Origin of the sequence: Luteimonas saliphila (genome assembly GCF_016774335.1) — a bacterium.
Taxonomy (GTDB): Bacteria; Pseudomonadota; Gammaproteobacteria; order Xanthomonadales; family Xanthomonadaceae; genus Luteimonas; species Luteimonas saliphila.
The window spans coordinates 154,708-181,003 of record NZ_JAETWA010000030.1 but is presented as its reverse complement, the minus strand read 5'-3'; the positions used below and the strand labels follow the sequence as shown (position 1 = coordinate 181,003).

The following is a 26,296-nucleotide window of genomic DNA, read 5'->3' as shown; positions in this document are numbered from 1 at the left end:
CGGCGCCATGGCCCTGCAGCGCCCGGGTCGCGCCTGAAGGCGCTCCTACGGAGGAGCGCAGCGGTTTCAGGCGGGTCGCGACGGCGGCGTCGATCGCTGCGCATCCGACCACGTGGTGCCACCCCGGCGTCGGTCGCACCCAAGCGCGCGGACACGACGTCGAAGCCGCGACGCCGGCCCGTAGGAGCGGCTTCAGCCGCGACCCGCCGGTCCGGCGCCATGGCCCTGCAGCGCCCGGTCGCGCCTTAAGGTGCTCCTACGACGGAGACGGCAGTGGCGACAGGCGCACCACGATGTCGGCGTCGACGGCCGCCAAGTCGACCGCGTCGAGGGTCACCAGCCCGGCGGTGGCACGCTGCAGGATGCCACGCTGCACCTCGCTGCGCGCCAGCGCGGTGGCGTAGGGAATGCGCATGAAGCTGACCATCGCGTAATGCGGCACGAAGCGCCCGGGGTGGCGGTCCTGCAGCAGCAGCTCAAGCGCCCGCTGCAGTCGGTAGTCGCCATCGTCCACGCGGTCGCGCATCTCGATGTAGTTCTCCAGCGCCATGTGCTGGATGGCGGCGGCGTTGGGCATGCGTTCCGTCGCGAAGGCGGTGTACGCGTTGGCGAAGTCCACGCCAGGCGCCAGCTGGTCGGCCAGCGCGACGCAGTCCTCGAAGGCGCAGTTCATGCCCTGGCCATGGAACGGGACCATCGCGTGCGCAGCGTCGCCGATCAGCACCGCGCGGCCCTGCAGATGCCAGCAATCGAGGTAGAGCGTGCCGAGCATGCCGACCGGATTGGCCTCGAAGTCCTCTTCCAGCCGTGGAATCAGCGGCACCGCGTCGGCGAACTGCGCCTCGAACAGCGCGCGCGCCGCATCGCCGTCGGGCACGGTGGCGAAGCTGGGATACGTGCCCTCGTGCGGCATGAACAGGGTGACGGTGAAGGTGCGCTCGTCGTTCGGCAGGGCGATACACATGTAGTGGCCACGTGGCCAGATGTGCAGCGCATTGGCTTCGATGCGGAAGCTGCCGCCGGGTCCGGGCGGGATCTCGAGTTCCTTGTAGCCATGGTCGAGCCACTCGGTGCGTTCGCCAAGATCCTGCACCCGCATCATCTGCGCGCGCAGGGTGGAGCCCGCGCCATCGGCGCCCACCAGGGTGTCGAAGCCGCGGCGCTCGTCGTGGTCGTCGCCGAGCACGCGCATCGTGCCGGCGACGAAGTCCACCTCCTCCAGCCGGCGGTCGAAATGCAGGGTCGCGCCCGCGGCCTCGGCCGCCTCGATCAGCACGATGTTGAGTTCGCCGCGGTTGATCGACCAGATCACCTCGCTGTCGTCGCGGCCGTAGCGCTGCAGCTCGGGCGCGCCGTCGAGCGGATGCACCATGCGCCCGCGCATCATCACCGCCTGGCGCATCACGCCGGGGTCGGCCTGCGCCTGCCTCAGGGCGTGCAAGCCGCGTTCGGCCAGTGCCAGGTTGATCGACCGCCCGCCGGCATAGCCATGCACGCGTGGATCGCCGCGACGCTCGAACACCTCCACCTGCCAGCCGCGCCGGGCGAGCAGGGTCGCGAGCAGGCTGCCGGCGAGCCCGGCGCCGATGATGGTGATGGTGCGGACGTCGCTCATGCGCCGGAGCTCCGCCACTGCTCCACCGCGCGCGCGAAGCGAAGCACGTCGGCGTGGGTGTTGTAGAGCGGCGCCGGGGAGATGCGGATCACGTCCGGCTCGCGCCAGTCGCCGACGATGCCCTGTTCACCGAGGAATTCGAACAGCGCCCGGCCCGCATCCCGGCCGGACAGGCCGCGCCCACCGGTGACGCGCAGCGAGAGCTGGCAGCCGCGCTGGGCGGGGTCGCGCGGGGTGAGCACCTGCAGCGTGTCGCGCAGGCGCGCATCGATCAGCGCTTCGAGGTAGCCGGTCAACCGTTCGGATTTCGCGCGCAGCGCCGGCATGCCGGCACGCGAGAACAGGTCGAGCGAGGCGCGCAACGGCGCCAGCGCCAGGATCGGCGGATTGCTCAGTTGCCAGCCGTCGGCGCCGGGCGTGGGCACGAACTCCGGCCCCATGCGGAACCGGCTGGCCTGCTCGTGGCCCCACCAGCCGGCGAAGCGCGGTCGCGCGGTGCGCGCGTGGCGTTCGTGCACGAAGCAGCCGGCCACCGCCCCCGGCCCGGCATTCATGTACTTGTAGTGGCACCACACCGCGAAGTCGGCGCCGCTGTCGTGCAACTGCAGCGGCAGGTTGCCGACGGCGTGCGCGAGGTCGAAGCCGACGAGCGCGCCGACTTCGTGCGCGATGCGTGCGATCTCCTTCAGGTCGAAGGCCTGGCCGGTGCGGTACTGCACGCCCGGCCACAGCACCAGCGCCAGGCGCTTGCCGTTGACGCGGATCGCGCGTTCGACCGCCTCCATCGAGAAGGTGCCGTCGGCGCCGTCCGGTTCCACCTCGATCAGCGTGTGCGCGGGCGGCAGTCCGCGGTACTTCAGTTGCGATTCGACCGCGTAGCGGTCGGACGGGAAGCTGCCGGCCTCGACCAGGATCGCGGTGCGTTCGATCGTCGGCTGGTAGAAGCTCACCATCATCAGGTGCAGGTTGGCGGTCAGCGAGTTCATGGCCACCACCTCGCAGGGCTGCGCGCCGACCACGTCCGACAGTGGATCGCGCACCAGTTCGTGGTAGGGCATCCATTGCGCCTGTCCGGTGAAGTGGCCTTCGACCGCCTCGGACGCCCACTTGTCCAGCACTTCCTCGACATAGGCGCGTACGCCCCCCGGCTGCAGGCCGAGCGAGTTGCCGCAGAAGTAGGCCTGCTCGCCGCCACCGTGGCGCGGCAGGAGGAACTCGTCACGCAGTCCGGCGAGCGGATCGGCGGAATCCAGGGCGCGGGCGCGGTCGTCGGAGTGCAGGTCGTCGGTCATGGCGTCATTGTAGGAGCGCCTTCAGGCGCGAACACGCCAGCCGGACGCCCGGCCGCGTCCCGCCGCGCCGCCGCGGGCTCCCGGTGTCGCTGACACGCGCCTGCCGCGATCGACGGGAGGTCGGGCATCGGGCTTCGCGCCTGAAGGCGCTCCTACGCGAAGCGGGCGACGGGCAAACCCAGCCATTCCAGCGCGGTACCGTGGTAGAGCCGTGCCCGCCCGGCCTCGTCGAGTTCGATCTGCTCGATGCCGGCGCCGGGCGTCTGTTCCCCCAGCGGGAACGGATAGTCGGTACCGAGCATCACCCGCCCGATGCCGCAGGTATCGAGCAGGTAGCGCAATGCACGCGGGTCGGCGACCCAGGAGTCGAAGTACAGCCGCTGCAGGTAGTCGCGCGGGTTGTGCGGATTGTCGGTGGCCACGAGGTCGGGCCGCATGTTGAAGCCGTGCTCGATGCGGCCGATGGTGTAGGGGAAGCTGCCGCCGCCGTGGGCCATGCAGATCTTCAGCGTCGGCAACCGCTCCAGCACGCCGCCGAACACCAGCGAGCAGGCTGCGCGCGACTGCTCGGCCGGCATGCCGACCAGCCACGGCAGCCAGTACTTGGGCATGGTGTCGGTGCCCATCATGTCCCAGGGATGCACCAGGATCGCGGCGCCGAGGTCGGCGGCCGCCTCGAAGAACGGGAACAGTTCCGGCGCGTCGAGGTTCCAGTGGGTGCCGTCCGGGCACTGCACGTGTGAGCCGATCTGCACGCCTTGCAGCCCGAGCTGGTCCATGCAGCGTTCCAGTTCCTGAACCGCCAGCCGCGGCGACTGCAGCGGCACCGTGCCGATGCCGGCGTAGTGGCGCGGGAAATCGCGACAGGTCGCCGCCATGTGGTCGTTGAGCGCCTGGTGCAGCTCAAGTGCATGCGCCGGCTTGGCCCAGTAGCTGAACATCACCGGCACCGTGCTGATCACCTGCACCTGTACGCCGAACCGCGCGTAGTCGTCGATGCGCTCCTGCGGATCCCAGGTCTTGGACCAGATCTCGCGAAAGAACCTGCCGTCCTTGTAGATGCGGTGGCGCCCATCCTCGGTGTGGTGGATCACCGGGAACCGCGCGTCGCCGTACCGGCGCGCCAGGTCGGGCCAGTCGCGCGGCAGGTAGTGGGCGTGGATGTCGATCTTGAGCATGCGCGGCGTCAGGTGATGTCCGCCTGCGAGTCGGCCTGCATCTCGTAACGCGTCGGCCTGGGGTTGAGATGGCCGCAGGCCTTGCACGTGCGCAGCTCGTTGCTGCGATAGAACGTTTCGAACACGCGGAAGAAATCCTGCTCGATGTCCTCGAGGTGGAAGTACTCCTCGTACACCTTCTCGTTGCAGTTCTCGCAGAACCACAGCAGTCCGTCGTCCTCGTGCGGCAGGCGCCTGCGCTCGATCACCAGGCCGATGGAACCCGCGGCGCGCTGCGGCGAATGCGGCACCTTCGGCGGCAGCAGGAAGGTCTCGCCGGCGCGGATCGGGATGTCGCGCACCTGTCCCCGCTCTCCATCGAAATCCTCCTGGATGCGCAATGTCATCTCGCCCTCGAGCTGGTGGAACCACTCGGGGCCTTCCTCCCAGTGGTAGTCGGTCCGCGCGTTGGGCCCGCCGACGACCATGACGATGAACTCGCCGTCGTAGATGCACTTGTTGCCGACCGGCGGCTTGAGCAGGTGGCGGTTGTCCTCGATCCAGCGCTTGAAGTCGATGGGGGCGGGGATCGGCATGTCCGGCTCCTCGATGCGGGCTGCCCGCGGGCGATGCGTGCATGTTACACATCCGTCGGCCGGCGCCGGATGAGTGCGGCCACGCCGCCGCGGTTAAGCTTGTCGCCACCAGTTTGAGCGGGCCTGCCGCATGTTCTCCGATTTCGCCCTGATCCTCGCGTTGGCGGCGGGCGTGGGCCTGCTGGCCGCCCGCCTGCGGCAGCCGACCATCGTCGCGTTCATCGTGGTCGGCATCCTGGTCGGCCCGGCGGCGCTGGGATGGGTCGGTCACAGCGACGCGATCGAGCTGCTGTCGCAGCTGGGTATCACCGTGCTGCTGTTCCTGGTGGGACTCAAGCTCGACCCGGCGCTGGTGCGCCAGCTGGGGCTGGTCGCGCTGGCCACCGGCCTCGGGCAGCTGGCCTTCACCATCGCGTTCGGCTTCCTGATCGCGCTGGCGCTGGGCATGGACCGGGTGACGGCGATCTACGTCGCGGTGGCGCTGACGTTCTCCAGCACGATCATCATCATCAAGCTGCTCGGCGACAAGCGCGAGCTGGATTCGCTGCACGGCCGCATCGCGACGGGCTTCCTGATCGTGCAGGACATCGCGGTGGTGGCCGCGATGATGGTCATCGGCGCGCTCGGGGTGGGCGAAGCGGCGGGCGCGGACGGCGGCGGCATGGACTGGCTGGCATGGACCGGCCAGCTGGTGGCGGGGGTCGTGGCGGTGTTCCTGCTGATCCGCTACGGCCTGCGCTGGGTGCTGCCGTGGATGGCGAGCACGCCGGAGCTGATGGTGGTGTTCTCGGTGGCGTGGGGCGTGGCGCTGGCCGCTTTCGGCGAGCACCTCGGGCTGAGCAAGGAGGTCGGCGCGTTCGTCGCCGGCTTCGCGCTCGCCGGCACGCCGTTCCGCGAAGCCGTCGGCGCGCGCCTGGCCGGGCTGCGCGACTTCCTGCTGCTGTTCTTCTTCGTGCACCTGGGATCGGGGCTGGTGTTCTCCGACCTCGGCAGCCAGTTGCCGGCGGCGCTGGCGCTGTCTGTGTTCGTGCTGGTGGGCAACCCGCTGATCGTGATGGCGATCATGGGCTTCATGGGCTATCGCCGTCGCACCGGATTCATGGCCGGCCTGACCGTGGCGCAGATCAGCGAGTTCTCGGTGATCTTCATCGCCATGGGCGTCGCGCTGGGGCACGTGGGATCGGCCGCGCTCAGCCTGGTGACCCTGGTGGGTCTGGTGACCATCGCGCTGTCGTCGTACATGATCCTGTACTCGCATCCGCTGTTCGAACGCGTGCAGCGCTGGCTGGGCGTATTCGAGCGTCGCGACCCGTGGCGGGAGCGGGGCGAGGATGCGTCCGGCACGCCGGTGCAGGTGGTGGTGTTCGGCGTCGGCCGTTACGGCGCACGGCTGATGTCCGCCCTGGCGCGCGATGGCGTGACGGCACTGGGGGTGGATTTCGACCCTGTCGCCGTGGCCGAAGCGCGTGCGCTGGGACTGGACGTGCACTTCGGCGATGCCGAGGACGCCGAATTCGCGCACTCCCTGCCGCTGGCCGGCGCCGACCTGGTGGTGGCGACGCTGGCCGATGCCCACAGCGTGACCCACCTGCGACGCGCCGTGCACGAGGCCGGCTTCGATGGCCGTTTCGTGGCTGCGGCGCGGATGGCGGGCGCGGCCGAGCACCTGCAGCGGCTGCAGGTGGACGTGGTGCTGGATCCCTTCGACGATGCCGCCGAGCAGGCGGCCGACACGCTGCGCGACCTGCTCAGTCCCGAAGCCGCGCCACGCACTTGAGCTCGATCGCGATCGGCGTGGGCAGCGCGGCGATGCCCAGCGTGGTGCGGCAGGGCGCGGTGTCGATGTCGGGGAAATGCTCGGCCCAGACCGCGTTGTAGCCGGCGAAGTCGCCCGCCATGTCGGTCAGGTAGACGGTCACGTCGATCAGGTCTTCCCAGCGTGCGCCGCTGGCTTCGAGCACGGCGCGGACGTTGGCGAACACCGCGTGCGTCTGCGCCGCGATGTCGTGTGCGACCAGGTGGCCGTGGCCGTCGTGCACGTTGCCGGGCACCTGGTCGGTGGCGGGATCGCGCGGGCCGATGCCCGACAGGAACAGCAGTTCGCCCACGCGGCGCGCGTGCGGGTAGCGGCCGACCGGCTTCGGCGCGGTGGGCGCGCGGATGCCGGCGGCTGGCATCAGCGGTCCTCCCGGTCGATCCGGATCCGCGCCAGCGCCGGCGCGTACTGGTCGACCAGCGCCTGTTCGCTGTCGACGTCGAGGCCCAGGTCGTGCACCCGCCCGTCGCGCAGCGTGTACACCCAGCCGTAGACGTGCACGTTCTGCCCGCGCGACCAGGCATCGCGCAGGATGGTGGTCTCGCAGACGTTGCCGACCTGCTCGAGCACGTTCAGCTCGCACAGCCGGTCGTGGCGCAGCCCTTCGTGCGCGATGTCCGCCAGCACGCCGTCGTGCTTGTTCGCCACGTCCTTGACGTGCCGGATCCAGTTGTCGGCCAGGCCCAGGCGCATGCCCTTGAGTGCCGCCAGCACGCCACCGCAGCCGTAGTGCCCGACGACGAGGATGTGCTCGACCTTGAGCACGTCGACCGCGAACTGGATCACCGACAGGCAGTTGAGGTCGGTGTGCACCACCACGTTGGCGATGTTGCGGTGGACGAACACCTCGCCCGGCGCCATGTCGACGATCTGGTTGGCGGGCACGCGCGAGTCGGAGCAGCCGATCCACAGGAACTTGGGCGTCTGCAGGCCGGACAGGCGCTGGAAGAAGGTCGGGTCCTCGGCCTCGATGCGCGCGGCCCAGGCTTCGTTCTTGTTCAGCAGTTCTCGCAGTCGGCTCATCGGCAGTGTCCGTGGGCGGTCGGCAGCATTATCGCAAAGCGATGCCGACATTCTTCGGTTCGGTGAAGAAGCGCATCGCCTCGAACCCGCCCTCGCGGCCGAGGCCGGACTGGCCGACGCCGCCGAAGGGCGTGCGCAGGTCGCGCATCAGCCAGGTGTTGATCCAGACGATGCCCACGCGCAGGGCCGCGGCGAGCCGGTGTGCGCGGTCGAGGTCGCGGGTCCAGACCGAGGCGGCGAGTCCGTAGTCCACCGCGTTGGCCAGGCGCAGCGCGTGGTCCTCGTCGTCGAACGGCTGCAGGGTGGCGATGGGGCCGAAGATCTCCTCGCGGTTGCTGGCGCAGTCCGGGCCGAGGCCTTCGACCAGGGTCGGCTCGACGAACCAGCCGGGCCGGTCGAGCGCATTGCCGCCGCACAGCACCTGCCCGCCCTCGTCGCGCGCACGCTGCAGCGCGGCCATCACCTTGTCGAAATGCGCGCGCGAGACCAGTGGTCCCAGCTCGGTGTCGGTATCGATCGGATCGCCGATGCGCAGCGTGCGCACGCGGTCGACGAAGGCCTCGCGGAACTCGACGAGGATCGTGCGTTCCACCAGGATGCGTGAGCCGCACAGGCAGATCTGGCCGCTGTTCTGGAACGCCGAACGCACCAGCGTGTCGAGCTGCGCCTGCCAGTCGCTGTCGGCGAACACGAGCGTCGCGTTCTTGCCGCCGAGCTCCAGCGACACCTTCTTCAGCAGCGGCGCGGCGAGTCCGGCGATGCGCTTGCCAACCGCGGTGCTGCCGGTGAACGAGATCGCCCGTACCGCCGGATGGGTCACGATCGCCTCGCCCACCTCCGGACCGGTGCCGTGGACGATGTTCAGCACGCCGGCCGGGAAGCCGATCTCCGCCGCGAGCTCGCCCAACATCGTCGCCGTCAGCGGCGTGACCTCGGACGGCTTGGCGACCACCGTGTTCCCCGCGGCCAGCGCCGGCGCGATCTTCCAGGTGAACAGGTACAGCGGCAGGTTCCACGGCGAGATCGTGCCGACCACGCCGAGCGGCTGGCGTAGGGTGTAGTTCAGGCCCGCCTGTCCGTGGTGCGATTCGCTCGCGAACTGGGTGGCCGCGTGCGCGAAGAAGCGCAGGTTGGCGATCGCGCGCGGGATCTCGACCTCGCGTGCGAGCCGGATCGGCTTGCCGCCGTCGCGCGCTTCGGACTGCGCGAACAGATCGAGCTTCGCCTCGAGCGCATCGGCCAGCCGCTCCAGCCAGCGCGCGCGCTCGTCGTTGGCCAGGCCCGACCAGCGCGGGAACGCCGTCGATGCCGCCGCGACCGCGGTCTCCACGTCCTGCGCATTCCCGGCCGCCGCCCGTGCGTGCGCCCGGCCGGAGGCCGGGTCGTGGACATCCAGCCACCCACCGCCCGAAGGCGGCTGCGGCGTGCCGTCGATCCAGTGGGACAGTTGCTGCATGGCCCATCTTAACCGGCGCGGCGCGGGCGGATGTCAGTCCGCGCCGCGGTTTCCCGATTCATCCGGAGATCCGATCCGGATCGAGACGGAATCGAACCATGCAATCCATCCGACGACTGGGAATGGCGCTGCTGCTGGCCGCGGGCGCCCTCACTTGTGCACAGGCACAGGCCTGCGCCCGACCGCTGCAGCAATCCGGACTCGTACAGATACCGGCCGGCATGATGAACGGTATCGCCACCGTACCCGTGCCGCTGGGGTATCGCTACGTCGTCCAGTACGTCTCGGCGAGCGTGCGCCTGCAGACCGAGTCCGAATACAGCGACTTCAATGTCGGCGTGTGGCAGGGCACCGCGCGCATCGACTACACGCTGCCGATCCTGCCCGGGTTCACGCCGCTCGATCGCAAGACGTCCGGACCGGTGAAGTTCCATGCCGATCCCGGGTCGCAGGTGCAGGTGAGCATCGTGCGCGGCGACGCGTCGGTCGCGGCCACCGGGCACTACGCGATCAGCGGCTGCCTCCGCAAGGCGAACTGACCGGTCAGATCGACTGCATCCGCCCGCCGTCGACCGCCAGCGAGACGCCATTGATATAGCCGGCGGCGGGCGAACACAGGAAAGCGATCACGCCGCCGGGTTCCTCCGGTTGCGCGAAGCGGCCGGCGGGCACGCTGGCGAGCATCGCGGCGGTGACCTCCTCGCGCGATTTTCCGCTGGCGGCGGTGCGGTCGCGCAAGATCTGTTCGATGCGCGTTGTGTCGGTGTAGCCGGGCAGCACGTTGTTGACGGTGATGCCGTGGGATCCAAGTTCGCGAGAGAGCGTCTTGGCCCAGCTGGCGACCGCGCCGCGGATCGTGTTCGATACGCCGAGCCCGGCGATCGGTTCGTACACCGAGGTCGAGACCACGTTGACGATCCGGCCCCAGCGCGCGTCGCGCATGCCGGGAACGATCGCCTGCGCGAGCGCGTGGTTGGCGAGCAGGTGCTTGCCGAAGGCGTCGAGGAAGGCCGCCTCGTCGGCGGCGAACGCGGGGCCGCCGGGCGGACCGCCAGTGTTGTTGACGAGGATCTGCACCGGCGCATCGGCCGCCAGCGCTTCCACCTTCAAGCGCAGTGCGTCGCGCTGCGACACGTCCGCGACGAGCGTGCGATGCCGCTGGCCATTCGCACAGGGAAGGGCGGCAACCACCGCCTCCAGCGCGTCCTGCCGGCGCGCAAGCACGGTGACGTCGGCGCCGAGCAGCGCCAGTTCGTGCGCCGTGGCGCGGCCGATGCCTTCGGACGCGCCGCAGACCAGGGCGTGGCGGCCGGAGAGGTCGAGGTCCATGGTGACTCCTTGTTCAGTCCGCGCGGGCGCGCATCATCGCCGCGACGGCGCGGGCGCCGGGATCGTCCATTTCGCCGAGCCTGGTGGCGACGACTTCGCGATTGGCGACGGGATGGTTCTGGCTGAGCTTGAACTTCAGTTCGATCCGCCCGGGGACGAAGCGGAAGCCCACGATCCCGCGCAACTGCCGGCGGTGGTCGTCGCGCTCCGGTTCGAACCGCCACGACTGGCCGACACCCGCCTCGAAACGGTCGCTCAGCCGCGACACCAGATCGCCCAGCGCGGACTCGTCCTCGAAGCGTTCGACGGTGCCGGACAGATGCGCGACCGCGTAGTTCCAGGTCGGCACGCGCGCTGCGGCCTCCTTGTCCGGATACCAGCTTGGCGAGACGTAGGCATGCGGCCCATGCACGATCATCAGCGCAGGACCGACGTGGCGGTTCTGCGGGTTCGGCCTGGCCCAGTGGCCCTCGATCGTCACCCGCCCGCCCTCGCGGCGATAGAGCACGGGCAGGTGCGAGGCGAACGGATGTCCGTCCTCGCCGGTGGTCACCAGCGTGACGAACGGGTCGGCGGCGAGCAGCGCGTCCAGGTGGGCGAGGTCGGTTTCGGCGAAGGCGCGTGGCGTGTACATGCGCGAATCTTATTGCATCGCGGCGGAGGGTACTTGGGCGCTCGCCCACGTTGTAGATCGCTGCGCGGGGTCGGTGGCGGGGCCGGCGGAACTGCGCTGCGAGGCGGACGGCAGGCCGATGCGCTGCCGTCATCCCCGCGCGGGCGGGGATCCAGCGCTTCTACATCCGTGCAGAGGTCGCCGTCAGCCCATCGCTGGCGGCAGGTGCAGATCCCTCGCTACGCTCGGGATGGCAGAGTTGAGGGTGTGGCGGGTGGCTCGGGTGTGGCAGGCGTGGCGGGGCGTGCCGGAAGTGCCGTGCGTGCCGTGCGTGCCGGGTGTGACAGGTGTGACAGGCGACAGGAGCACTTGGCCGGCCGAGGTGGCAGGGGGGACGTCCTGCGTCCTGCAGGGTGGCGCGTCGCGGAGCTCAGCGGGGGGCAACACGCCGCATCCGACCCGCGCAGGCGTACCGGCGTCAGGCGCGTCCACCCAGCAGTTGCACCATGCGCGGGCGCAGAGCTTCATCGCTGCCGGTCCCCGGTGGCGCGAGTTCCGCCAGCGAGAACCCGCGTTCCAGCGCGTCCTGCTCGTCGAGGCCCTCGAAGGCGACGAACTCGGCATCGAGCAGCATCGCGCGTGCGGTGTCCTCGCTGTCGTAGACTAGGGTGGCGCCATCGCTGTCGAAGACCTCGGCGGTGCCGGCTTCACGCACGCGCAGGCGCGCCCAGACGATGGTGCGTCCGAGCGAAGCCAGCCACCATTCCTCGAACACGTGGGAAGGCTGCCCGCTCACCGCAACACCACCGACCACAGCCACAGCAGCGCCGAAAACCCCAGCGCGCCGAGGATCACGAAGGCGGATACCCGCGCCGGCGTCGCCAGGCCGGTGAACTGCGCGTCGCGCACCGTGCGGTAGCGCCCGCCCAGCAGCCATCCCAGTGCCCCGGGATTGAGGAACGCGCCCTCGCCGAGCGACGCGTGCACCTGCGGATGCCGGTCGCGCAGGTGCACCAGCGACAGCGGCCAGAAGATCACGAACGCGGTGAGGCCACCGATGGCGATGCCGACGAAGCACAGGGCGAGGAAGAGGATCATTCGGGCGAGGGGATTCGGGATTGGGGATTCGGGATTGGGCAGCGACGGTGAATCGTGACTCGGCCGTGATGGTTGCTGATCAGCGAGAACGCGGATATTCGTGATGGCGGTTCTGGCGCCTGTCGGAAGATGGGTAGAGAGGATGACCGTCGGTTGCAGTCATGGTCATAGAGGCTGGTTTTTCCAATCCCGACTCCCGAATCCCCATTCCCGGTTCCATCAATACTCCGCATTCCCCGGCGCGCGCGGGTAGGGGATCGCGTCGCGGATGTTCGAAAGCCCGCACACGTACACGATCAGCCGCTCGAAACCGAGCCCGAAACCGGCGTGCGGCACCGTGCCGTAGCGGCGGAAGTCGCGGTACCAGGCATAGTGCTCGCGGTCGAGGCCGAACTGGTCCATGCGCGCGTCGAGCACGTCCAGCCGCTCCTCGCGCTGCGAGCCGCCGATGATCTCGCCGATGCCCGGGGCCAGCACGTCCATCGCTGCGACGGTCCTGCCATCGTCGTTCAGGCGCATGTAGAACGCCTTGATGTGCTCGGGATAGTTGGTCACCACCACCGGCCGGCCCACGTGTTCCTCGGTCAACCAGCGTTCGTGTTCGGTCTGCAGGTCCAGGCCCCATTCGACCGGGAAATCGAACTTCCTGCCGGACTTCTGCAGCAGGCCCACGGCGTCGGTGTAGTCGATCCGCTCGAACGGGGCGTTGATGAAGGCCTCGAGCCGCGTGATCGCGTCCTTCTGCACGCGCTCGGCGATGAAGGCCATGTCGTCTGCGCGTTCGTCGAGCACCGCGCGGAACAGGTATTTCAGGAACTCCTCGGCCACGCGCGCGTCCTCCGCCAGGTCGGCGAAGGCGATTTCCGGTTCGATCATCCAGAACTCGGCGAGGTGGCGGGTGGTGTTGCTGTTCTCGGCGCGGAAGGTCGGGCCGAAGGTGTAGACCTTGCTCATCGCCAGGCAGAAGGCCTCGACGTTGAGCTGCCCCGAGACGGACAGGAACACTTCCTTGCCGAAGAAGTCGCGGCCGAAGTCCACCGCGCCGTCCTTGCCTCGCGGCAGGTTGGCCAGGTCGAGCGTCGACACCCGGAACATCTGCCCGGCGCCCTCGGCATCGGACGTGGTGACGATCGGGGTGTTGATCCAGTAGTAGCCGTTCTCGTGGAAGTAGCGGTGCGCGGCCTGCGCCAGGCAGTGTCGGATGCGCGTCACCGCTCCGAACAGGTTGGTGCGCGGACGCAGGTGCGCGACCTCGCGCAGGAATTCGAGCGAGTGCGCCTTGGGCTGGATCGGATAGGTTTCGGGATCGTCGACCCAGCCGACCACCTCGATGTTCGAGGCCTGGATCTCGAAGCTCTGGCCCTGGCCCTGCGAGGCCACCAGGGTGCCGGTGGCGATGACCGAGCAGCCGGCGGTCAGGCGCTTGACCTCGCTTTCGTAGTTGCCCAGGGTGCTCGGCGCCACCACCTGGATCGGCGCGAAGCAGGACCCGTCGCTGACGTTCACGAATGACAGCCCGGCCTTGGAGTCGCGCCGGGTGCGCACCCAGCCGCGGACCGTGACTTCGCCGCCGGCGGGGATCCTGCCCGCGAGCGCGTGTTCGACGCTGGAAACCGTCATGCCTTGAATCCTGGGGAAAGGGGCCAATCTCCGGAACACACAGTTTAGCGCGGCCGCGCGTGCTCCCAGCCGCGTTTCAGGTTCCCCGCGCTAGAATCCAAGCCATGGCCATCCACCTCACCCCCGCCGCCGTCGACCGCGTCCGCCAGTTCCTGGCCAGCGAGCCGGACGCGCTGGGCCTGCGCTTCGGGGTCAGGCGCACCGGTTGTTCGGGTTGGGGCTACGAGGTGGAGCTGGCGCGCGACGAGCGCGTCGGCGACAGCGTCAGCGAGTTCGAGGGCGTGCGCATCTACGTCGATGCGACGAGCCAGCCGCTGGTCGACGGCACCACCATCGACTTCGTGCGTAAGGGCCTGAACCACGAGTTCGTGTTCGCCAATCCGAAGGCGGCCGCCGAATGCGGCTGCGGCGAGAGCTTCACCACCGACGCCGACAAGGCCGCCTGACAGCCCCCGTACCCTTCACGGGAGCCGTCTCCGCGCGGCCAGGCCTCTGTCCCTCGCCACGCGACCGCTTCGGCCCCGGGGCGATCGCGCCCCCACGACGTCGGGTCTGCCGCTCCCAGGCCTCGGGACGCCGCCGCGCCGGCCGTGCCACGGTTTCTCGCCGCCCGGTGCTCGGGACGAGGATCGCGATCCGGCCGGGAACGGGCGGACGATCCGTCGACGGGTCACCTCCTTGCCTGCAAGTCATTGATCCGCCATAATAGTTGGCTCCCTGCGGCCCGCCCGCCGGGAGCCCTTGCTCCACCGCGCCCGCGTCGGCGTCGGGGAGCTGTCCGGGGCCGTCCGCGAGGACGCCCGATACCCGAAAGGAAAAACCCATGCGTCACTACGAAATCGTGTTCCTGGTCCATCCGGACCAGAGCGAGCAGGTGCCGGCGATGATCGAGCGCTACAAGTCGCTGATCGAGACCGGCGAAGGCAAGATCCACCGCCTGGAAGACTGGGGCCGCCGCCAGCTCGCCTATCCGATCAACAACCTGGTCAAGGCCCACTACGTGCTGCTCAACATCGAGGCCGGCCAGGACGTGCTCAACGAGCTGGTCGAGGGCTTCCGTTTCAACGACGCGGTACTGCGCCACCTGGTGATGCGCCGCGACGAAGCCGACACCGAGCAGTCGCTGATCATGAAGAACAAGGACGAGAAGGGCGACAAGCCCGAGCGCGGCGAACGCCGCCGTCGCGATGACGAAGAGTCCCCGTCCACCGATACAGACAGCGACAGCGACGGCGACAAGGCCGCGCCCGCCGAAGCCGCCTGAGGAGCACGCACATGTCCAAGTTCTTCCGCCGCCGCAAGTTCTGCAAGTTCACCGCCGAGGGCGTCAAGGAGATCGACTACAAGGATCTCAACACCCTGCGCCAGAACCTCACCGAGAACGGCAAGATCGTGCCGAGCCGCATCACCGGCACCAAGTCGCGCTACCAGCGCCAGCTGGCGCTCGCGGTCAAGCGCGCGCGTTTCCTCGCGCTGATCCCGTACACCGACAACCACAACATCTGAGCCACCGGGCAGGGGCGCGCCGACGCGCTCCTGCCGGACTCCCGATCCGTCCGATTCGGACAGCAAGCGTTGCGGCGCGCAGTCGTCGCTAACGAATACGGAGACATCCCATGGAATTGATCCTGCTCCAACGCGTCACCAACCTCGGAGCCCTCGGCGACAAGGTCAGCGTCAAGCCCGGTTACGGCCGCAACTTCCTCGTACCCCAGGGCAAGGCCGTGCCGGCCACCGCGGCCAACCTCGCCGAGTTCGAGGCCAAGCGCGCCGACTACGAAGCCAAGGCCCAGGCCATCGCAGACGAGGCGCAGTCGCGCCTGGCGAAGCTGGAAGGCGCCAGCGTGACCCTGTACGCCAACGCCTCCACCGAGGGCAAGCTGTACGGCTCGGTCGGCCCGCGCGACATCGCCGAAGCGCTGACCAAGGCCGGCATGCCGGTCAACAAGTCGGAAGTGGTGATGGGCGAAGGTCCGCTGCGCAACACCGGCGAGTTCGAGGTCGTCGTGCACCTGCACGCCGACGCCGAAGCCACGGTCAAGGTCGTGGTCGAGCCCGAAGCGGCCTGATCGCGGGCACCGCACGCAGTCCCGACAGGCGCCGCGAGGCGCCTGTTTTTTTGGCTTTTAGCGGAACCTCGTAGCCGATACCGGAGTCTGCTGATGTGCTCCGTCCGTCGGGTCGCGATCAGAGGGCACTGCGTCTCCCATTTCATTGCGACCTGACGGGCCCCGCCGTGGCCGGCAGGCCTTCGCGGCGAATGTCCCCCGGCGTCCGCCTGCGACGCATGCCTCCTCCTTGATTTCGCCGCGAAGGCCTGCCGGCCTCGGCGGGGCTCGGCTTGCGGGCAGCTCCGGCGATCGAGTGTGGCGCGACGTTCCGGGTTCCGCTCCGGGAATCGCCATGATTCAGAACGTCGGGTGCGGATGTCCTTTGCGAAATCAAGGAGGAGGCGGGGGCCGCAGGCCCACGCCGGGGGACATTCGTACCCAAGGGCGTCCGCGCCCGACGCCGCGCGAGCCAGGCGGACGCAGTGCTTTATTCCTTGATGAGTGCGGAAAGTTTTCCATCCCGCGCACCGCGCAAGTTGCTCTGAAAGGTCTGGGCCGGGCCAGGGAAGCGGGGCATCCCAGCAGGATCGGGCCCGACTCGGCTGGCCGGCTTCGCGCACCGGCCGGGCGCGCCACTCCATGAAGCGCCAGATCCGAACCCACGTCGCGGCGATCTCGCCTGCTGCGACACGCCTGCGGTAGAAGCTGCCTTATCCACAGCTTGTTCCATCGCGAACCCACAGCCGCCGCCGTTACGATGAGCGCTCGAGAACAACAACAGGACCGCTTCCAAGGTCCGTCGCTGGGAGTCACACCGCTGATGTCCGCACGCCCCGGTTTCCGCCAGGAAGGCCGCCAAGACGCCCGTATCGAGCAACTGCGCCTGCCGCCGCAGTCGGTGGAGGCCGAACAGGCGGTCCTCGGCGGGTTGATGCTCGCGCCCGAGGCGTTCGACCGCATCGCCGACCTGCTCGCCGATGGCGACTTCTATCGCCGCGACCACCAGCTGATCTACCGCGCCATCCGCGAACTGGCCGAGAAGAACAAGCCCTTCGACGCGGTGACGCTGGGCGAATGGTTCGAATCGCAGGGGCTGGCCGAGCAGGTCGCGGGCGGCGCCTACCTGGTGGAACTGGTCAGCACCACGCCCTCCGCCGCGAACATCAAGGCCTATGCCGAGATCGTCCGCGACAAGGCGATCCTGCGCCAGCTGATCGAGGTCGGCACCGGCATCGTCAACGACGGATTCCAGCCCGAGGGCCGGGACAGCAGCGAGCTGCTGGCGAAGGCGGAGCAGGAGGTGTTCGCGATCGCCGAGCTGGGCGCGCGCGGCCGCCAGGACTTCACCCCGGTCAACAAGGCGATGCAGGAGGCGTTCGACGTCCTGCAGACGCGTTTCGCCAGCGGCGGGGGCATCACCGGCATGCCCACCGGCTACACCGAGTTCGACGAGATGACGGCGGGCCTGCAGCCGACCGACCTGCTGATCCTCGCCGCGCGACCGTCGATGGGCAAGACCACGCTGGCGCTGAACATGGCCGAGTACGCGGCGATGAAGACCAGGAAGGCGGTCGCGGTGTTCTCGATGGAAATGTCGGCCAGCCAGCTGGCGCTGCGCCTGATCTCGTCGGTCGGCCGGGTCAACGCCACGCGCCTGCGCACCGGGCAGCTGGAGGACGAGGACTGGAGCCGCGTGACCAGCGCGATCCGCCTGATCAAGGACGCCAAGATATTCATCGACGACACCCCGGCGCTGTCGCCCGACGTGCTGCGCGCCAAGGCGCGCCGGCTCAAGCGCGAGCACGACCTGGGCCTGATCGTGATCGACTACCTGCAGCTGATGGCGGTGCCGGGCAACAGCGAGAACCGCGCCACCGAGATCTCCGAGATCTCGCGCTCGCTCAAGGGCCTGGCGAAGGAACTCAACGTGCCGGTGATCGCGCTCTCGCAGCTCAACCGCTCGCTGGAAACGCGCACCGACAAGCGCCCGGTGATGGCCGACCTGCGCGAGTCGGGCGCGATCGAGCAGGACGCGGACGTGATCATCTTCATCTACCGCGACGAGTACTACAACAAGGAGAACTCGCCGGACAAGGGCCTGGCCGAGGTGATCATCGGCAAGCAGCGTAACGGCCCCACCGGCTCGCTCAAGCTCAAGTTCTTCGGCGAGTACACCCGCTTCGACAACCTCGCGCACGATTCGGTCGGCAGCTTCGAATAGGCCTGGCGCGCGCTCATGGCCGGCGCGCCGGCATGGTCGCCGTGCAGTCTTGGAGCAACGCCGTCACGTCGTCGGCAAACGATGCCATGACCTGCCGCACCAGAGAGACCTCCCGATCGCTGGCGTTATCCGGCACTGCGGCCAGCACGGCGACCTCGAACCGGTCCGGCACGCGGGAGAACAGGCGCGTCTCGGCGATCGTGCGGATGGCATCGGGCGAGTCGAAGAAGCGCATATCCAGTGGAAACGGGTTCTGGCCCTGTTCGGCGGAGCCATGGGTGACGTTCGTCAGCTGGCGCCGGATCACCGGCCCCATCGGGGACGGGGTCGTGTCGAACCGGTACAGGCCGGGGGTCGCGTCGGCGGCTGCTTGCGCGCGCGCCACCTGTTCGCGGTGCTCCTCGTCCGCGGTCATCCCGGCCGGCATGGTCGAGGACACGAGATAGATTTCGAACGGCTGGTCGTATTCCACCCTGGCCAGGGACACCGCATTGCCGTTGAGCAGGGCGCTCACGCGGCGCGTCGCATGCTCGGGCAACGGGAAGGTGGCGCAATAGACGTCCTTGAAACGGAACCTGCCGTCCCATTCCCCTGGCCGGACGTCGTACGCTGCGCCGTCGACGAACTCCGCGAAGCCCCCATCCCGGGCCTGGGCGATGCCGAGTGAGAGTGCGAGTGCCAAGCCAAGCGCCATGCACGGCGTGGCGGTGAATCCCTTCATGTTCCGGTCTCCTCCTGAGATCCTCGTGCCCAGCTTACCGCGTTTTCCGGTTCGTGTTCGAGGCGGTGCGTCGCGGCCGCACGAGGGCGGCTGTCGCTAGAATCCGGTTGCAGCCACGACATGGTGGCGATCCCGGACACCGGCGAGGATGTCGACCGCATGAGCGCGCCCTTCACCCAGCGGCCTACGCGCATCGTGGTCGACCTCGAAGCGATCGCGGGCAACCTGCGCAGCATCCAGGCGCACGTCGGCGTGCCGGTGATGCCGATCGTCAAGGCGAACGCCTATGGGCACGGCCTGGTGCAGGTGGCGCGCCACCTGCAGGCCGTCGGCGCAGACCGGATGGGCGTGGCCTTCGTGGAGGAGGGCGTCGCCCTGCGGCGGGCGGGCGTGAGCGTGCCGATCCTGGTGATGGGCGGGATCTTCGGGCACCAGGTCGGCCAGTTCCTCGCGCACGATCTCGACATCACCGTGTCGTCGCTGTCCAAGCTGCGCCAGGTGGAAGCGACTGCGGAAGCGGCGGGGCGCAGGGCGGCGATCCACCTGAAGATCGATACCGGCATGGAGCGGATCGGCGTGCACGGCTATTCGGCCGGGCCCTTCATCGAGGCCGCGGTGCGCTCGCGCTGGTGCGAGGTCCGCGGCGTGTATTCGCACCTGGCCTGCGCCGACGATCCGGATTCGCCGATGACCGCGCTGCAGCTCGAGCGTTTTCTCGAGGCCTGCGCGCATTTCGACCGGCTCGGCGCGCCGATGCCGCTGCGTCACCTCGCCAATTCCGGTGGGGTGCTGCATTTCCCGGATACGCACTTGGACATGGTGCGCCCGGGCATCCTGCTCTACGGCGTGTTGCCCGATCCCGCCTCGCGGCCGACGGTCGCGGTGCGGCCGGCGCTGTCGCTGGTCTCGCAGGTGGTGTATTTCAAGATCGTCCGCGCCGGCGCTCCGGTCGGCTACGGCGCGACCTGGACGGCGCCGCGCGATACCCGCCTGGTCACCGTGCCGATCGGCTACGGCGACGGCTGGCCGCGGGCGCTGTCGTCGCGCGGGCAGGTGCTCGTCCGCGGGCGACGCCATCCGCTCGTCGGCCGGGTGTGCATGGACCAGTTCATGGTCGACATCGGCGAGGACAGCGCGTTCAACGAGGACGAGGTGGTGCTGGTCGGCGAACAGGACGGCGGATCGATCACGGTCGAGGAGGTTGCGCGCACCGCCGGCACCATCCCCTACGAGATCCTCGTGCAGCTCAACGAACGCATCCCGCGCGAATACCGGGGCGCGATCCAGGTGTCGCCGGACCCACCCGCCCGCGATTGACGCGGACTCGACCCGGCGGCCTGATACTGGGCCATGGCCAATGCCCTCGTCTGGTTCCGAAACGACCTCCGGCTGGCCGACCAGCCGGCGCTGCAGGCGGCGTTGTCGGCGCGGCAGGTGCCGGTGTGCGTCTACATCCACGCGCCGGAGGAGGAGGGCAACTGGTCGCCTGGCGGGGCGTCCGATGCGTGGCGACAGCGATCGCTCGCGGCGCTGGATGCGCACCTGCGCGCGCGCGGTTCGCGCCTGCGGATCTTCCGTGGTCCGACTCTCCCGGTGCTGCAGGCGCTGGCCGCAACCTGCGATGCCGAGGCGGTGTACTGGACGCGCCGTTACGAGCCGGAGATCGAGCGCCGCGACACCGCGATCAAGCGCGCGCTGCGCGAGCAGGGCCTGCACGCGGAAAGCTTCAACGGCGCGCTGCTGTTCGAGCCATGGCAGCTGTCGACGAAGCAGGACGGCCCGTACCGCGTGTTCACGCCGTTCTGGCGCACGGCGCTGGCCGACTGGCGCACGCATCCGCTGACGGATGCGCCTACCGTGCTGCCGGATCTGGAAGACGATCCGCACGGCATCCCGCTCGATACCCTCAGGCTGCGGCCCGCGCGCGGCTGGGACGCGCCGTTCTGGCAGCACTGGACGCCGGGCGAGGCTGGTGCGCGCGAAGCCCTGGAGGTGTTCGTCGACGGCGCGCTGCGCGGATACCGCGACGGGCGCGATCGGCCCGATCGCGTCGGTACCTCGCGCCTGTCGCCGCACCTGCACTTCGGAGAGATCGCGCCGTGGAGGATCGTGGCGGCGCTGGAAACCGAACGCCGCGCGCAAACCGCCGCCGACATCGACGCCTTCGTGCGCGAACTGGGCTGGCGGGAGTTCGCCCACCACCTGCTGCACCATTTCCCCGCCAGCACCGATGCCAACTTCAACCCGCGCTTCGACGATTTCCGCTGGGCGAAGGCGGACCGTCGCGCACTCGAGGCCTGGCGTACGGGCCGCACAGGGGTGCCGATCGTCGATGCCGGCCTGCGCGAGCTGTGGCACACCGGCTGGATGCACAACCGCGTGCGCATGATCGTCGCCAGCTACCTGTGCAAGCACATGCGCCAGCACTGGCGCGAGGGCGCGCGCTGGTTCTGGGACACGCTGGTCGACGCCGACCTCGCCAACAACACCCTGGGTTGGCAATGGGTCGCGGGGACCGGCGCCGACGCCGCGCCGTACTTCCGTGTGTTCAACCCGGTGACACAGGCCGGGAAGTTCGATCCCGATGGCCGCTACGTGGCCCGCTGGGTGCCGGAGCTGGCCGGGCTGCCGACCCCGCTGCGGCATGCGCCCTGGACCGATCCGGCGAGCTTGCGACGGCTCGCCCCCGGCTATCCGGCAAAGCCCATCGCCGACCTCGCCGGCGGCCGCGATGCCGCGCTGACGGCCTATAGCGCAATGCGCCAACCCGGGCCAAATTGACGCTCGCGACGGTGCCGTGATTCACTCGGCCGACGCACGGGAGGGCGCATGGCCGCAACACACCCACAGCGCCGCGCGGCGCGACGCGAGCCGATGTCGAAGGTGGACACGGCGTGGCTGCGCATGGAGCGTCCCACCAATCCGATGATGATCACCGGCGTGCTGATGCTCGCCGAGCCGTTGACGATCGCGAAGCTGCGCAAGGTGGTGAAGACCCGCTTCCTGGCCTACTCGCGCTTCCGGCAGCGGGCGGTGGACGGCGCTGCCGGTGCGGCCTGGCAGGAAGACGAACACTTCGACCTGGACTGGCACGTACGGCTGTCCGCCCTGCCGGGCCGCGAGACGCGGCGCGGCGCGCGTGCAGAGGCGGCCGAGAAGCGCGCCCTGGAGCGGTTCGTCAGCCAGCTGGCGTCCACGCCGCTCGACGCGTCGCGCCCGCTGTGGCAGTTCCACCTGGTGGAGCGTTACCGGGGCGGCTCGGCGCTGGTCGCACGCATCCACCACAGTTACGCCGACGGCATCGCACTGGTGCAGGTGCTGCTGTCGCTGACCGATACCGCGCGCGATCCGGCCCCGGACAAGGCGCTCGCCCGCGCCTGGCTGCGGCAGGATGGTGCGCAGGTCGCGCGCCGCGTCGGCGCGGTCGAGCGCTACCGTCGGCTCGGCGGCAAGGTGCTGGGCAAGGGCATGGAGATGGTGCAGGACCCGGGCCTGGCCGCCATGCTCGCGCGCGAGGGCGGCGAGATCGCGCGCGAACTGCTGCAGGCACTGGCGCTGCCGGACGACCCGCCGTCGATCCTGCGCGGCTCGCTTGGCGTGAGCAAGCGCGTGGCCTGGGCCGAACCGCTGGACCTGGACGAGGTCAAGGCGGTCGGCCGCGCCTGCGACTGCACGGTCAACGACGTGCTGATGGCGGCCGCGGCCGGCGCGCTGCGCAGCTACATGCTCGCGCGCGGCGAGGCGGTCGACGGCATGCGTCTGCGTGCGACCGTGCCGGTCAACCTGCGTCCGCTGGAACACGCGAAGAAGCTGGGCAACCATTTCGGCCTGGTGTTCCTCGACCTGCCGGTCGGCGAGGGCAACCCGGTGCGCCGGCTGGAATGCGTGGCCGAATGCATGGACCGGCTGAAGGACTCGCGCCAGGCGGTGGTGGCCTACGGATTGCTGGCGGCACTGGGCATGGCCCCGCAGGCGCTGCAGGGGCCGGCACTGGACCTGTTGAGCCGCAAGGCCACCGCGGTGGCGACCAACGTTCCCGGCCCGCAGCAGCCGCTGTACATGGCCGGCAGCCGCGTCGCCGAGCTGATGTTCTGGGTGCCGCAGACCGGGTCGATCGGGCTCGGGATCTCGATCTTCAGCTATGACGGCCGCGTCCATTTCGGGCTGATCGCCGACGGTCGCCTGGTGCCGGATCCGGATGCGGTGATCGGCCGTTTCCGGCCCGAGTTCGAGAAGCTGCTGTACCTGGCGATGATGGGGGACTGGGAGCGGGCGTTGGCTTCGGTCGATGCGGACGGCCTGCTGGAGCGTGGCATGGCTGGATCCTGAACGAGACCGGACGCGCGACCTCAGCCGTGCCGATCCGTCACCCGCCGTTGGCGGAGCGCGTGGTTATCTGTCGACCCATTCATCCGCGCGGGCCCCTCCCGCGCCCCAGGAGACCGCACCATGCGCCACAAGAACGCGATCGCCGTATCGGCTGTCCTCGCCGGCTCGATGCTGCTCACCAGCTGCGCCAGCTACACCGGCCAGACCAACGCGCCGGATGACCCCAACCGCACCCGCAACAACGCCCTGATCGGTGCCGGCATCGGCGCCGTTGCGGGACTGCTCAGCGGCAGCGACGCCACCGAGCGGCGCCAGCGCGCCCTCGTCGGCGCCGGTGTCGGCGGACTGGCCGGTGGCGCTGTCGGCGCCTACCAGGACCGCCAGGAGGCCGAGCTGCGTCGCCAGACCGCCGGCACCGGAATCGACGTGGTCCGCGACGGCGACACCATCAAGCTCAACCTGCCCGATGGCGTGACCTTCGACTTCAACCGCACCGAGCTCAAGCCGCAGTTCTACCCGGCGCTCAACAACGTCGCCGCGACCCTGCGCGAGTACAACCAGACCATCGTCGAGGTCAGCGGCCACACCGACAACGTCGGTGGCGCGGCGGTGAACCAGCGCATCTCCGAGCAACGTGCGCAGAACGTCGCCACCTACCTGATCGGCCAGGGCCTGCAGCGCGAGCGCTTCGAGGTCGCCGGTTTCGGCTACCGCTACCCGGTGGCCGACAACAGCACCGAGCAGGGCCGCGCGCTGAACCGTCGCGTCGAGGTCCGGATCGTGCCGCTCAAGTCCTGATGCCGTCTGGAGAAAGGCGCGACGCGAACCGACAGCGTCCGCGACGCAACGAGTAGAACGCAACGAGAAAGAGGGCCGCGCAAGCGGCCCTTTTTTTGGGCTCCTCGCCCGGCCCAGGGGGAGGTCGGCGGGCGCGAGGCGAAACGGGGACTGTCGCCCGTCCGCTTGGCATTGTCCACGTTCGCGCGTCGTAGCGGGCCTGCCGGCTGCGGCGGGGCCGACGTGCATGCGCGTGCGTCTGGCGCCAAGTCCCGGACTTGCGCACTGCGCACCTCGTATCCATCGCGCCGACGCGTACGTATTCACGCGATGCGAATGCCGCGGTTGCTTCAATCCGGCGACATGCGATGCGCCACGCGCCTCGCGTGACGCACGCAACGCATGGATCCACGAGCCCAGACAACGCCCGCCAGCGTTTCCGGACGGCCGCGCCCGATCCTCGGCAGACGCGAGGCGTTCGCGGTCACCATCGGCATCGTGGTCGGCGCGGGCATCTTCCGCACGCCATCGCTGGTCGCAGGCGCCGCCCCCGGCGAGCTGGCCATGCTGCTGGCGTGGGTCGCGGGCGGCGTACTGTCGCTGATCGGCGCGTTGTGCTACGCCGAGCTCGCCACGGCCTATCCGCAGGCCGGTGGCGACTATGCCTACCTGCGCCGCGCCTACGGCACGCGTTTCGCGTTCCTCTACGCATGGGCCCGACTGACGGTCATCCAGACCGGGTCCATCGTGCTGCTGGCCTACGTGGTCGGAGACTACATGCGGCAGATCGTCGACCTCGGCGCGTGGTCCTCCTCGCTGTACGCCGCGGCCACGGTCGTGCTGCTGACCGTCTGCAACTGGCTGGGCGTGCGCCAGGGCACTGGCCTGCAGAACGTGCTGACCGTGGTCGAGGTCCCGGGCCTGTGCCTGGTGATCGCGGCCGGCCTGCTGTTCGCGCCGGATGTGCCCGCCCTGGCGGCCGCCGCCGATGCCGAGGGCGGTTCGCTCGGTCTGGTCCTGGTGTTCGTGCTGCTGACCTACGGTGGCTGGAACGAGGCGGTGTACCTGACCGCGGAGGTACGCGATGCGCGCCGCTGGATGCCGCGCATCCTGGGCCTGAGCCTGGTCGTGATCGCGGCGCTGTACGTGCTCGCCAACCTTGCCTACCTGCGGATACTCGGCATGGGCGGCATGGCGGCGTCCGACGCGGTGGCCGCGGACATGATGCGGGCGGTCTTCGGCGGACCGGGTGCGACCCTGATGAGCGCGATCGTGGTGGTCGCTGCGCTCACCTCGGCCAACGCCACCCTGATCACCGGCGCGCGCGGGGTGTACGCGGTGGGCCGCGACTTCCGCGCGCTCGCCGCCATCGGCCGCTGGGACGTGCGCCATGGCTCGCCGAGGGCGGCGGTGCTGCTGCAGGGCGGTCTGTCGCTGGGGCTGGTCGGCCTCGCCGCGACCGCGCTGGACGGGTTCAGGATGGCGGTGGAGTACACTGCGCCGGTGTTCTGGCTGTTCTTCCTGCTGGTGGGGATCGCGCTGTTCGTGCTGCGCCGACGCGACCCCGATACCGCGCGCCCGTTCCGGGTCCCGCTGTATCCGGTGCTGCCGTTGCTGTTCTGCGCGACCAGCGCCTTCCTGCTGTACGCCAGCCTCGCCCACACCGGGCTCGGCGCGCTGGTCGGCGTCGCCGTGCTGGCGATAGGCGCGCTGCTGCTACCGTTCCTCGACCCTCCGCACCCGCAACGGGAGTCTTCGCCATGACCATAACGAAGTCGTTTGCCGCACTGCTGATCTGCGCGCCGCTGTTGTCCGCCTGCGCCGAGAACTCGCCCGACGGCGTGCGCGCGTCGCATGCAACCGGCACCGCGCCGCCGGCCGAGGAAAACGCCGTTTCCGCTGCCGACGCCGCGGCGAGCGCCGAGGTCGAGGCAGCGGAGGACGATGCCGCACCGGGTCTGACCTATCGCGACTCCTATTCGCGGGAAGCGCGCCCGCCCGGCTATCGCGAACCCGACGTGGTCTACGTCCCGACCCCGCAGCCGGTGGTGGAGGCGATGCTGGAGCTGGCCGGCGTCGGCGCGGGCGACGTGCTCTACGACCTGGGCTCGGGCGACGGCCGCATTCCGATCGCTGCGGCACGCAGGTTCGGCATCCGCGCGGTCGGCATCGATATCGAGCCGGTGCGCATCCGCGAGGCGAACGCCAACGCCCGCGCCGCGGGCGTCACCGATCTCGTCAGCTTCCGCCAGGAGGACCTGTTCGAATCCGATTTCAGCGAGGCCACCGTGGTGACGCTGTACCTGCTTCCGAGCCTGAACCAGAAGCTGCGGCCGAGGCTGCTCGCGGAGCTCGAACCCGGCACCCGCATCGTCAGCCATGCCTTCGACATGGGCGATGACTGGCCGCCGGAGCAGACGCGACGCGTCGACAGCAGCGTGATCCACATGTGGACGGTACCGGAGCGCTGAGCCGCCTTGCCGGCGAGGCCCCGTCCGGCGGGCCGGAGCCCGTCGCATGCGACGAAAAACGCCGGAATCCCTCCTTCGGACTTCCGGCCTTTTCGCCTCGTCTCGCGCCGG

At 69.5% G+C, this 26,296-nt stretch carries 26 protein-coding genes; 13 read left to right on the top strand and 13 right to left on the bottom strand.

Features of this window, described 5'->3' with window-relative positions; all coding sequences use genetic code 11:
• Positions 1-256: 256 nt before the first annotated feature.
• From JMO03_RS07755 to JMO03_RS07740, 4 genes are all read right to left on the bottom strand, one after another.
• Complete coding sequence (locus JMO03_RS07755) at positions 257-1,615, bottom strand: FAD-dependent oxidoreductase (protein WP_202842189.1); 1,359 nt, start codon at positions 1,613-1,615, stop codon at positions 257-259.
• Entirely contained in the window at positions 1,612-2,907 is a 1,296-nt protein-coding gene (gene kynU, locus JMO03_RS07750; protein ID WP_202842188.1) for a kynureninase, read from the bottom strand. The genes JMO03_RS07755 and kynU overlap by 4 nt, the downstream gene beginning before the upstream one ends.
• A 152-nt stretch (positions 2,908-3,059) precedes the next feature.
• The gene (locus JMO03_RS07745) at positions 3,060-4,085 is read right to left on the bottom strand and encodes an amidohydrolase family protein (RefSeq protein ID WP_202842187.1); all 1,026 of its coding nucleotides are present in this window, start codon (positions 4,083-4,085) and stop codon (positions 3,060-3,062) included.
• 8 nt (positions 4,086-4,093) lie between these two features.
• Positions 4,094-4,660 carry a 3-hydroxyanthranilate 3,4-dioxygenase gene (locus JMO03_RS07740; protein ID WP_202842185.1) on the bottom strand — a complete coding sequence of 189 codons (567 nt, stop codon included), beginning with the start codon at positions 4,658-4,660 and terminating at the stop codon, positions 4,094-4,096.
• Between the two features lie 130 nt (positions 4,661-4,790).
• On the opposite strand from JMO03_RS07740, the gene JMO03_RS07735 reads away from it, so the two are divergent.
• Positions 4,791-6,437 (top strand): cation:proton antiporter, encoded by a 1,647-nt coding sequence (locus JMO03_RS07735; protein WP_202842183.1) that lies wholly within the window; start codon positions 4,791-4,793, stop codon positions 6,435-6,437.
• Here JMO03_RS07735 and JMO03_RS07730 read toward each other — a convergent pair.
• Genes JMO03_RS07730 through JMO03_RS07720 form a run of 3 tightly spaced genes read right to left on the bottom strand, consistent with a single transcriptional unit; the run spans position 6,409 to position 8,955 of the window.
• Positions 6,409-6,837 (bottom strand): RidA family protein, encoded by a 429-nt coding sequence (locus tag JMO03_RS07730; RefSeq protein WP_202842181.1) that lies wholly within the window; start codon positions 6,835-6,837, stop codon positions 6,409-6,411. The genes JMO03_RS07735 and JMO03_RS07730 overlap by 29 nt on opposite strands.
• Positions 6,837-7,499 (bottom strand): carbonate dehydratase, encoded by a 663-nt coding sequence (gene can / locus JMO03_RS07725; protein ID WP_202842179.1) that lies wholly within the window; start codon positions 7,497-7,499, stop codon positions 6,837-6,839. Before can ends, JMO03_RS07730 begins: the two co-directional genes overlap by 1 nt.
• A gap of 28 nt (positions 7,500-7,527) precedes the next feature.
• Entirely contained in the window at positions 7,528-8,955 is a 1,428-nt protein-coding gene (locus tag JMO03_RS07720; RefSeq protein WP_202842177.1) for an aldehyde dehydrogenase, read from the bottom strand.
• Between the two features lie 98 nt (positions 8,956-9,053).
• Between JMO03_RS07720 and JMO03_RS07715 the strand changes: the two genes are divergently transcribed.
• Complete coding sequence (locus tag JMO03_RS07715) at positions 9,054-9,494, top strand: hypothetical protein (RefSeq protein ID WP_202842175.1); 441 nt, start codon at positions 9,054-9,056, stop codon at positions 9,492-9,494.
• Between the two features lie 4 nt (positions 9,495-9,498).
• Here the strand turns inward: JMO03_RS07715 and JMO03_RS07710 are convergent, their stop codons facing one another.
• From JMO03_RS07710 to asnS, 5 genes are all read right to left on the bottom strand, one after another.
• A complete protein-coding gene (locus tag JMO03_RS07710; protein ID WP_202842173.1) occupies positions 9,499-10,284 on the bottom strand; it encodes an SDR family oxidoreductase in 786 nt (261 codons plus the stop codon).
• 13 nt (positions 10,285-10,297) lie between these two features.
• Positions 10,298-10,918, bottom strand: coding sequence for an FMN-binding negative transcriptional regulator (locus JMO03_RS07705; protein ID WP_202842171.1), 621 nt, complete (start codon positions 10,916-10,918; stop codon positions 10,298-10,300).
• Positions 10,919-11,375: 457 nt separating this feature from the next.
• Positions 11,376-11,693 carry a hypothetical protein gene (locus tag JMO03_RS07700; RefSeq protein ID WP_202842169.1) on the bottom strand — a complete coding sequence of 106 codons (318 nt, stop codon included), beginning with the start codon at positions 11,691-11,693 and terminating at the stop codon, positions 11,376-11,378.
• Positions 11,690-11,995 carry a hypothetical protein gene (locus JMO03_RS07695; RefSeq protein WP_202842167.1) on the bottom strand — a complete coding sequence of 102 codons (306 nt, stop codon included), beginning with the start codon at positions 11,993-11,995 and terminating at the stop codon, positions 11,690-11,692. The genes JMO03_RS07700 and JMO03_RS07695 overlap by 4 nt, the downstream gene beginning before the upstream one ends.
• A gap of 219 nt (positions 11,996-12,214) precedes the next feature.
• Positions 12,215-13,615: an asparagine--tRNA ligase gene (gene asnS, locus JMO03_RS07690; protein ID WP_202842165.1), complete on the bottom strand. Its 1,401-nt coding sequence runs from the start codon at positions 13,613-13,615 to the stop codon at positions 12,215-12,217.
• Between the two features lie 104 nt (positions 13,616-13,719).
• Here asnS and JMO03_RS07685 point away from each other — a divergent pair, with 104 nt between their 5' ends.
• The 5 genes from JMO03_RS07685 to JMO03_RS07665 all read left to right on the top strand — a co-directional run bounded on the left by JMO03_RS07685 (position 13,720) and on the right by JMO03_RS07665 (position 17,887).
• Entirely contained in the window at positions 13,720-14,061 is a 342-nt protein-coding gene (locus tag JMO03_RS07685) for a HesB/IscA family protein (RefSeq protein WP_202842163.1), read from the top strand.
• Between the two features lie 377 nt (positions 14,062-14,438).
• A complete protein-coding gene (gene rpsF / locus JMO03_RS07680) occupies positions 14,439-14,879 on the top strand; it encodes a 30S ribosomal protein S6 (protein ID WP_202842161.1) in 441 nt (146 codons plus the stop codon).
• An 11-nt stretch (positions 14,880-14,890) separates the two neighbouring features.
• On the top strand, positions 14,891-15,121 hold the full coding sequence (rpsR, locus tag JMO03_RS07675; protein WP_149104441.1) for a 30S ribosomal protein S18: 231 nt from the start codon (positions 14,891-14,893) through the stop codon (positions 15,119-15,121).
• Positions 15,122-15,231: 110 nt separating this feature from the next.
• A complete protein-coding gene (gene rplI / locus JMO03_RS07670) occupies positions 15,232-15,684 on the top strand; it encodes a 50S ribosomal protein L9 (protein WP_202842159.1) in 453 nt (150 codons plus the stop codon).
• Between the two features lie 802 nt (positions 15,685-16,486).
• Positions 16,487-17,887, top strand: coding sequence for a replicative DNA helicase (locus tag JMO03_RS07665; protein ID WP_202842157.1), 1,401 nt, complete (start codon positions 16,487-16,489; stop codon positions 17,885-17,887).
• A gap of 13 nt (positions 17,888-17,900) precedes the next feature.
• On the opposite strand, the gene JMO03_RS07660 is transcribed toward JMO03_RS07665, so the two are convergent.
• Entirely contained in the window at positions 17,901-18,608 is a 708-nt protein-coding gene (locus JMO03_RS07660; RefSeq protein ID WP_202842155.1) for a hypothetical protein, read from the bottom strand.
• A 120-nt stretch (positions 18,609-18,728) separates the two neighbouring features.
• On the opposite strand from JMO03_RS07660, the gene alr reads away from it, so the two are divergent.
• From alr to JMO03_RS07630, 6 genes are all read left to right on the top strand, one after another.
• A complete protein-coding gene (alr, locus tag JMO03_RS07655; protein ID WP_202842153.1) occupies positions 18,729-19,925 on the top strand; it encodes an alanine racemase in 1,197 nt (398 codons plus the stop codon).
• 33 nt (positions 19,926-19,958) lie between these two features.
• On the top strand, positions 19,959-21,389 hold the full coding sequence (locus tag JMO03_RS07650) for a cryptochrome/photolyase family protein (protein ID WP_202842151.1): 1,431 nt from the start codon (positions 19,959-19,961) through the stop codon (positions 21,387-21,389).
• 48 nt (positions 21,390-21,437) lie between these two features.
• Positions 21,438-22,937 (top strand): WS/DGAT/MGAT family O-acyltransferase, encoded by a 1,500-nt coding sequence (locus tag JMO03_RS07645; RefSeq protein WP_202842149.1) that lies wholly within the window; start codon positions 21,438-21,440, stop codon positions 22,935-22,937.
• A gap of 120 nt (positions 22,938-23,057) precedes the next feature.
• Positions 23,058-23,735, top strand: a complete 678-nt coding sequence (locus JMO03_RS07640; protein ID WP_202842146.1) for a YiaD family glycine zipper/OmpA-like lipoprotein — start codon at positions 23,058-23,060, stop codon at positions 23,733-23,735.
• A gap of 381 nt (positions 23,736-24,116) precedes the next feature.
• Positions 24,117-25,478, top strand: a complete 1,362-nt coding sequence (locus JMO03_RS07635) for an APC family permease (protein WP_202842144.1) — start codon at positions 24,117-24,119, stop codon at positions 25,476-25,478.
• On the top strand, positions 25,475-26,185 hold the full coding sequence (locus JMO03_RS07630; protein ID WP_202842142.1) for an SAM-dependent methyltransferase: 711 nt from the start codon (positions 25,475-25,477) through the stop codon (positions 26,183-26,185). Before JMO03_RS07635 ends, JMO03_RS07630 begins: the two co-directional genes overlap by 4 nt.
• Positions 26,186-26,296 lie beyond the last annotated feature (111 nt).

Coding starts and splice junctions, on each gene's coding strand:
- JMO03_RS07755 (WP_202842189.1), bottom strand. CDS start 1,615: ATGAGCGACGTCCGCACCATCACCATCATCGGCGCCGGGCTCGCCGGC.
- kynU (WP_202842188.1), bottom strand. CDS start 2,907: ATGACCGACGACCTGCACTCCGACGACCGCGCCCGCGCCCTGGATTCC.
- JMO03_RS07745 (WP_202842187.1), bottom strand. CDS start 4,085: ATGCTCAAGATCGACATCCACGCCCACTACCTGCCGCGCGACTGGCCC.
- JMO03_RS07740 (WP_202842185.1), bottom strand. CDS start 4,660: ATGCCGATCCCCGCCCCCATCGACTTCAAGCGCTGGATCGAGGACAAC.
- JMO03_RS07735 (WP_202842183.1), top strand. CDS start 4,791: ATGTTCTCCGATTTCGCCCTGATCCTCGCGTTGGCGGCGGGCGTGGGC.
- JMO03_RS07730 (WP_202842181.1), bottom strand. CDS start 6,837: ATGCCAGCCGCCGGCATCCGCGCGCCCACCGCGCCGAAGCCGGTCGGC.
- can (WP_202842179.1), bottom strand. CDS start 7,499: ATGAGCCGACTGCGAGAACTGCTGAACAAGAACGAAGCCTGGGCCGCG.
- JMO03_RS07720 (WP_202842177.1), bottom strand. CDS start 8,955: ATGCAGCAACTGTCCCACTGGATCGACGGCACGCCGCAGCCGCCTTCG.
- JMO03_RS07715 (WP_202842175.1), top strand. CDS start 9,054: ATGCAATCCATCCGACGACTGGGAATGGCGCTGCTGCTGGCCGCGGGC.
- JMO03_RS07710 (WP_202842173.1), bottom strand. CDS start 10,284: ATGGACCTCGACCTCTCCGGCCGCCACGCCCTGGTCTGCGGCGCGTCC.
- JMO03_RS07705 (WP_202842171.1), bottom strand. CDS start 10,918: ATGTACACGCCACGCGCCTTCGCCGAAACCGACCTCGCCCACCTGGAC.
- JMO03_RS07695 (WP_202842167.1), bottom strand. CDS start 11,995: ATGATCCTCTTCCTCGCCCTGTGCTTCGTCGGCATCGCCATCGGTGGC.
- asnS (WP_202842165.1), bottom strand. CDS start 13,615: ATGACGGTTTCCAGCGTCGAACACGCGCTCGCGGGCAGGATCCCCGCC.
- JMO03_RS07685 (WP_202842163.1), top strand. CDS start 13,720: ATGGCCATCCACCTCACCCCCGCCGCCGTCGACCGCGTCCGCCAGTTC.
- rpsF (WP_202842161.1), top strand. CDS start 14,439: ATGCGTCACTACGAAATCGTGTTCCTGGTCCATCCGGACCAGAGCGAG.
- rpsR (WP_149104441.1), top strand. CDS start 14,891: ATGTCCAAGTTCTTCCGCCGCCGCAAGTTCTGCAAGTTCACCGCCGAG.
- rplI (WP_202842159.1), top strand. CDS start 15,232: ATGGAATTGATCCTGCTCCAACGCGTCACCAACCTCGGAGCCCTCGGC.
- JMO03_RS07665 (WP_202842157.1), top strand. CDS start 16,487: ATGTCCGCACGCCCCGGTTTCCGCCAGGAAGGCCGCCAAGACGCCCGT.
- JMO03_RS07660 (WP_202842155.1), bottom strand. CDS start 18,608: ATGAAGGGATTCACCGCCACGCCGTGCATGGCGCTTGGCTTGGCACTC.
- alr (WP_202842153.1), top strand. CDS start 18,729: ATGGTGGCGATCCCGGACACCGGCGAGGATGTCGACCGCATGAGCGCG.
- JMO03_RS07650 (WP_202842151.1), top strand. CDS start 19,959: ATGGCCAATGCCCTCGTCTGGTTCCGAAACGACCTCCGGCTGGCCGAC.
- JMO03_RS07645 (WP_202842149.1), top strand. CDS start 21,438: ATGGCCGCAACACACCCACAGCGCCGCGCGGCGCGACGCGAGCCGATG.
- JMO03_RS07640 (WP_202842146.1), top strand. CDS start 23,058: ATGCGCCACAAGAACGCGATCGCCGTATCGGCTGTCCTCGCCGGCTCG.
- JMO03_RS07635 (WP_202842144.1), top strand. CDS start 24,117: ATGGATCCACGAGCCCAGACAACGCCCGCCAGCGTTTCCGGACGGCCG.
- JMO03_RS07630 (WP_202842142.1), top strand. CDS start 25,475: ATGACCATAACGAAGTCGTTTGCCGCACTGCTGATCTGCGCGCCGCTG.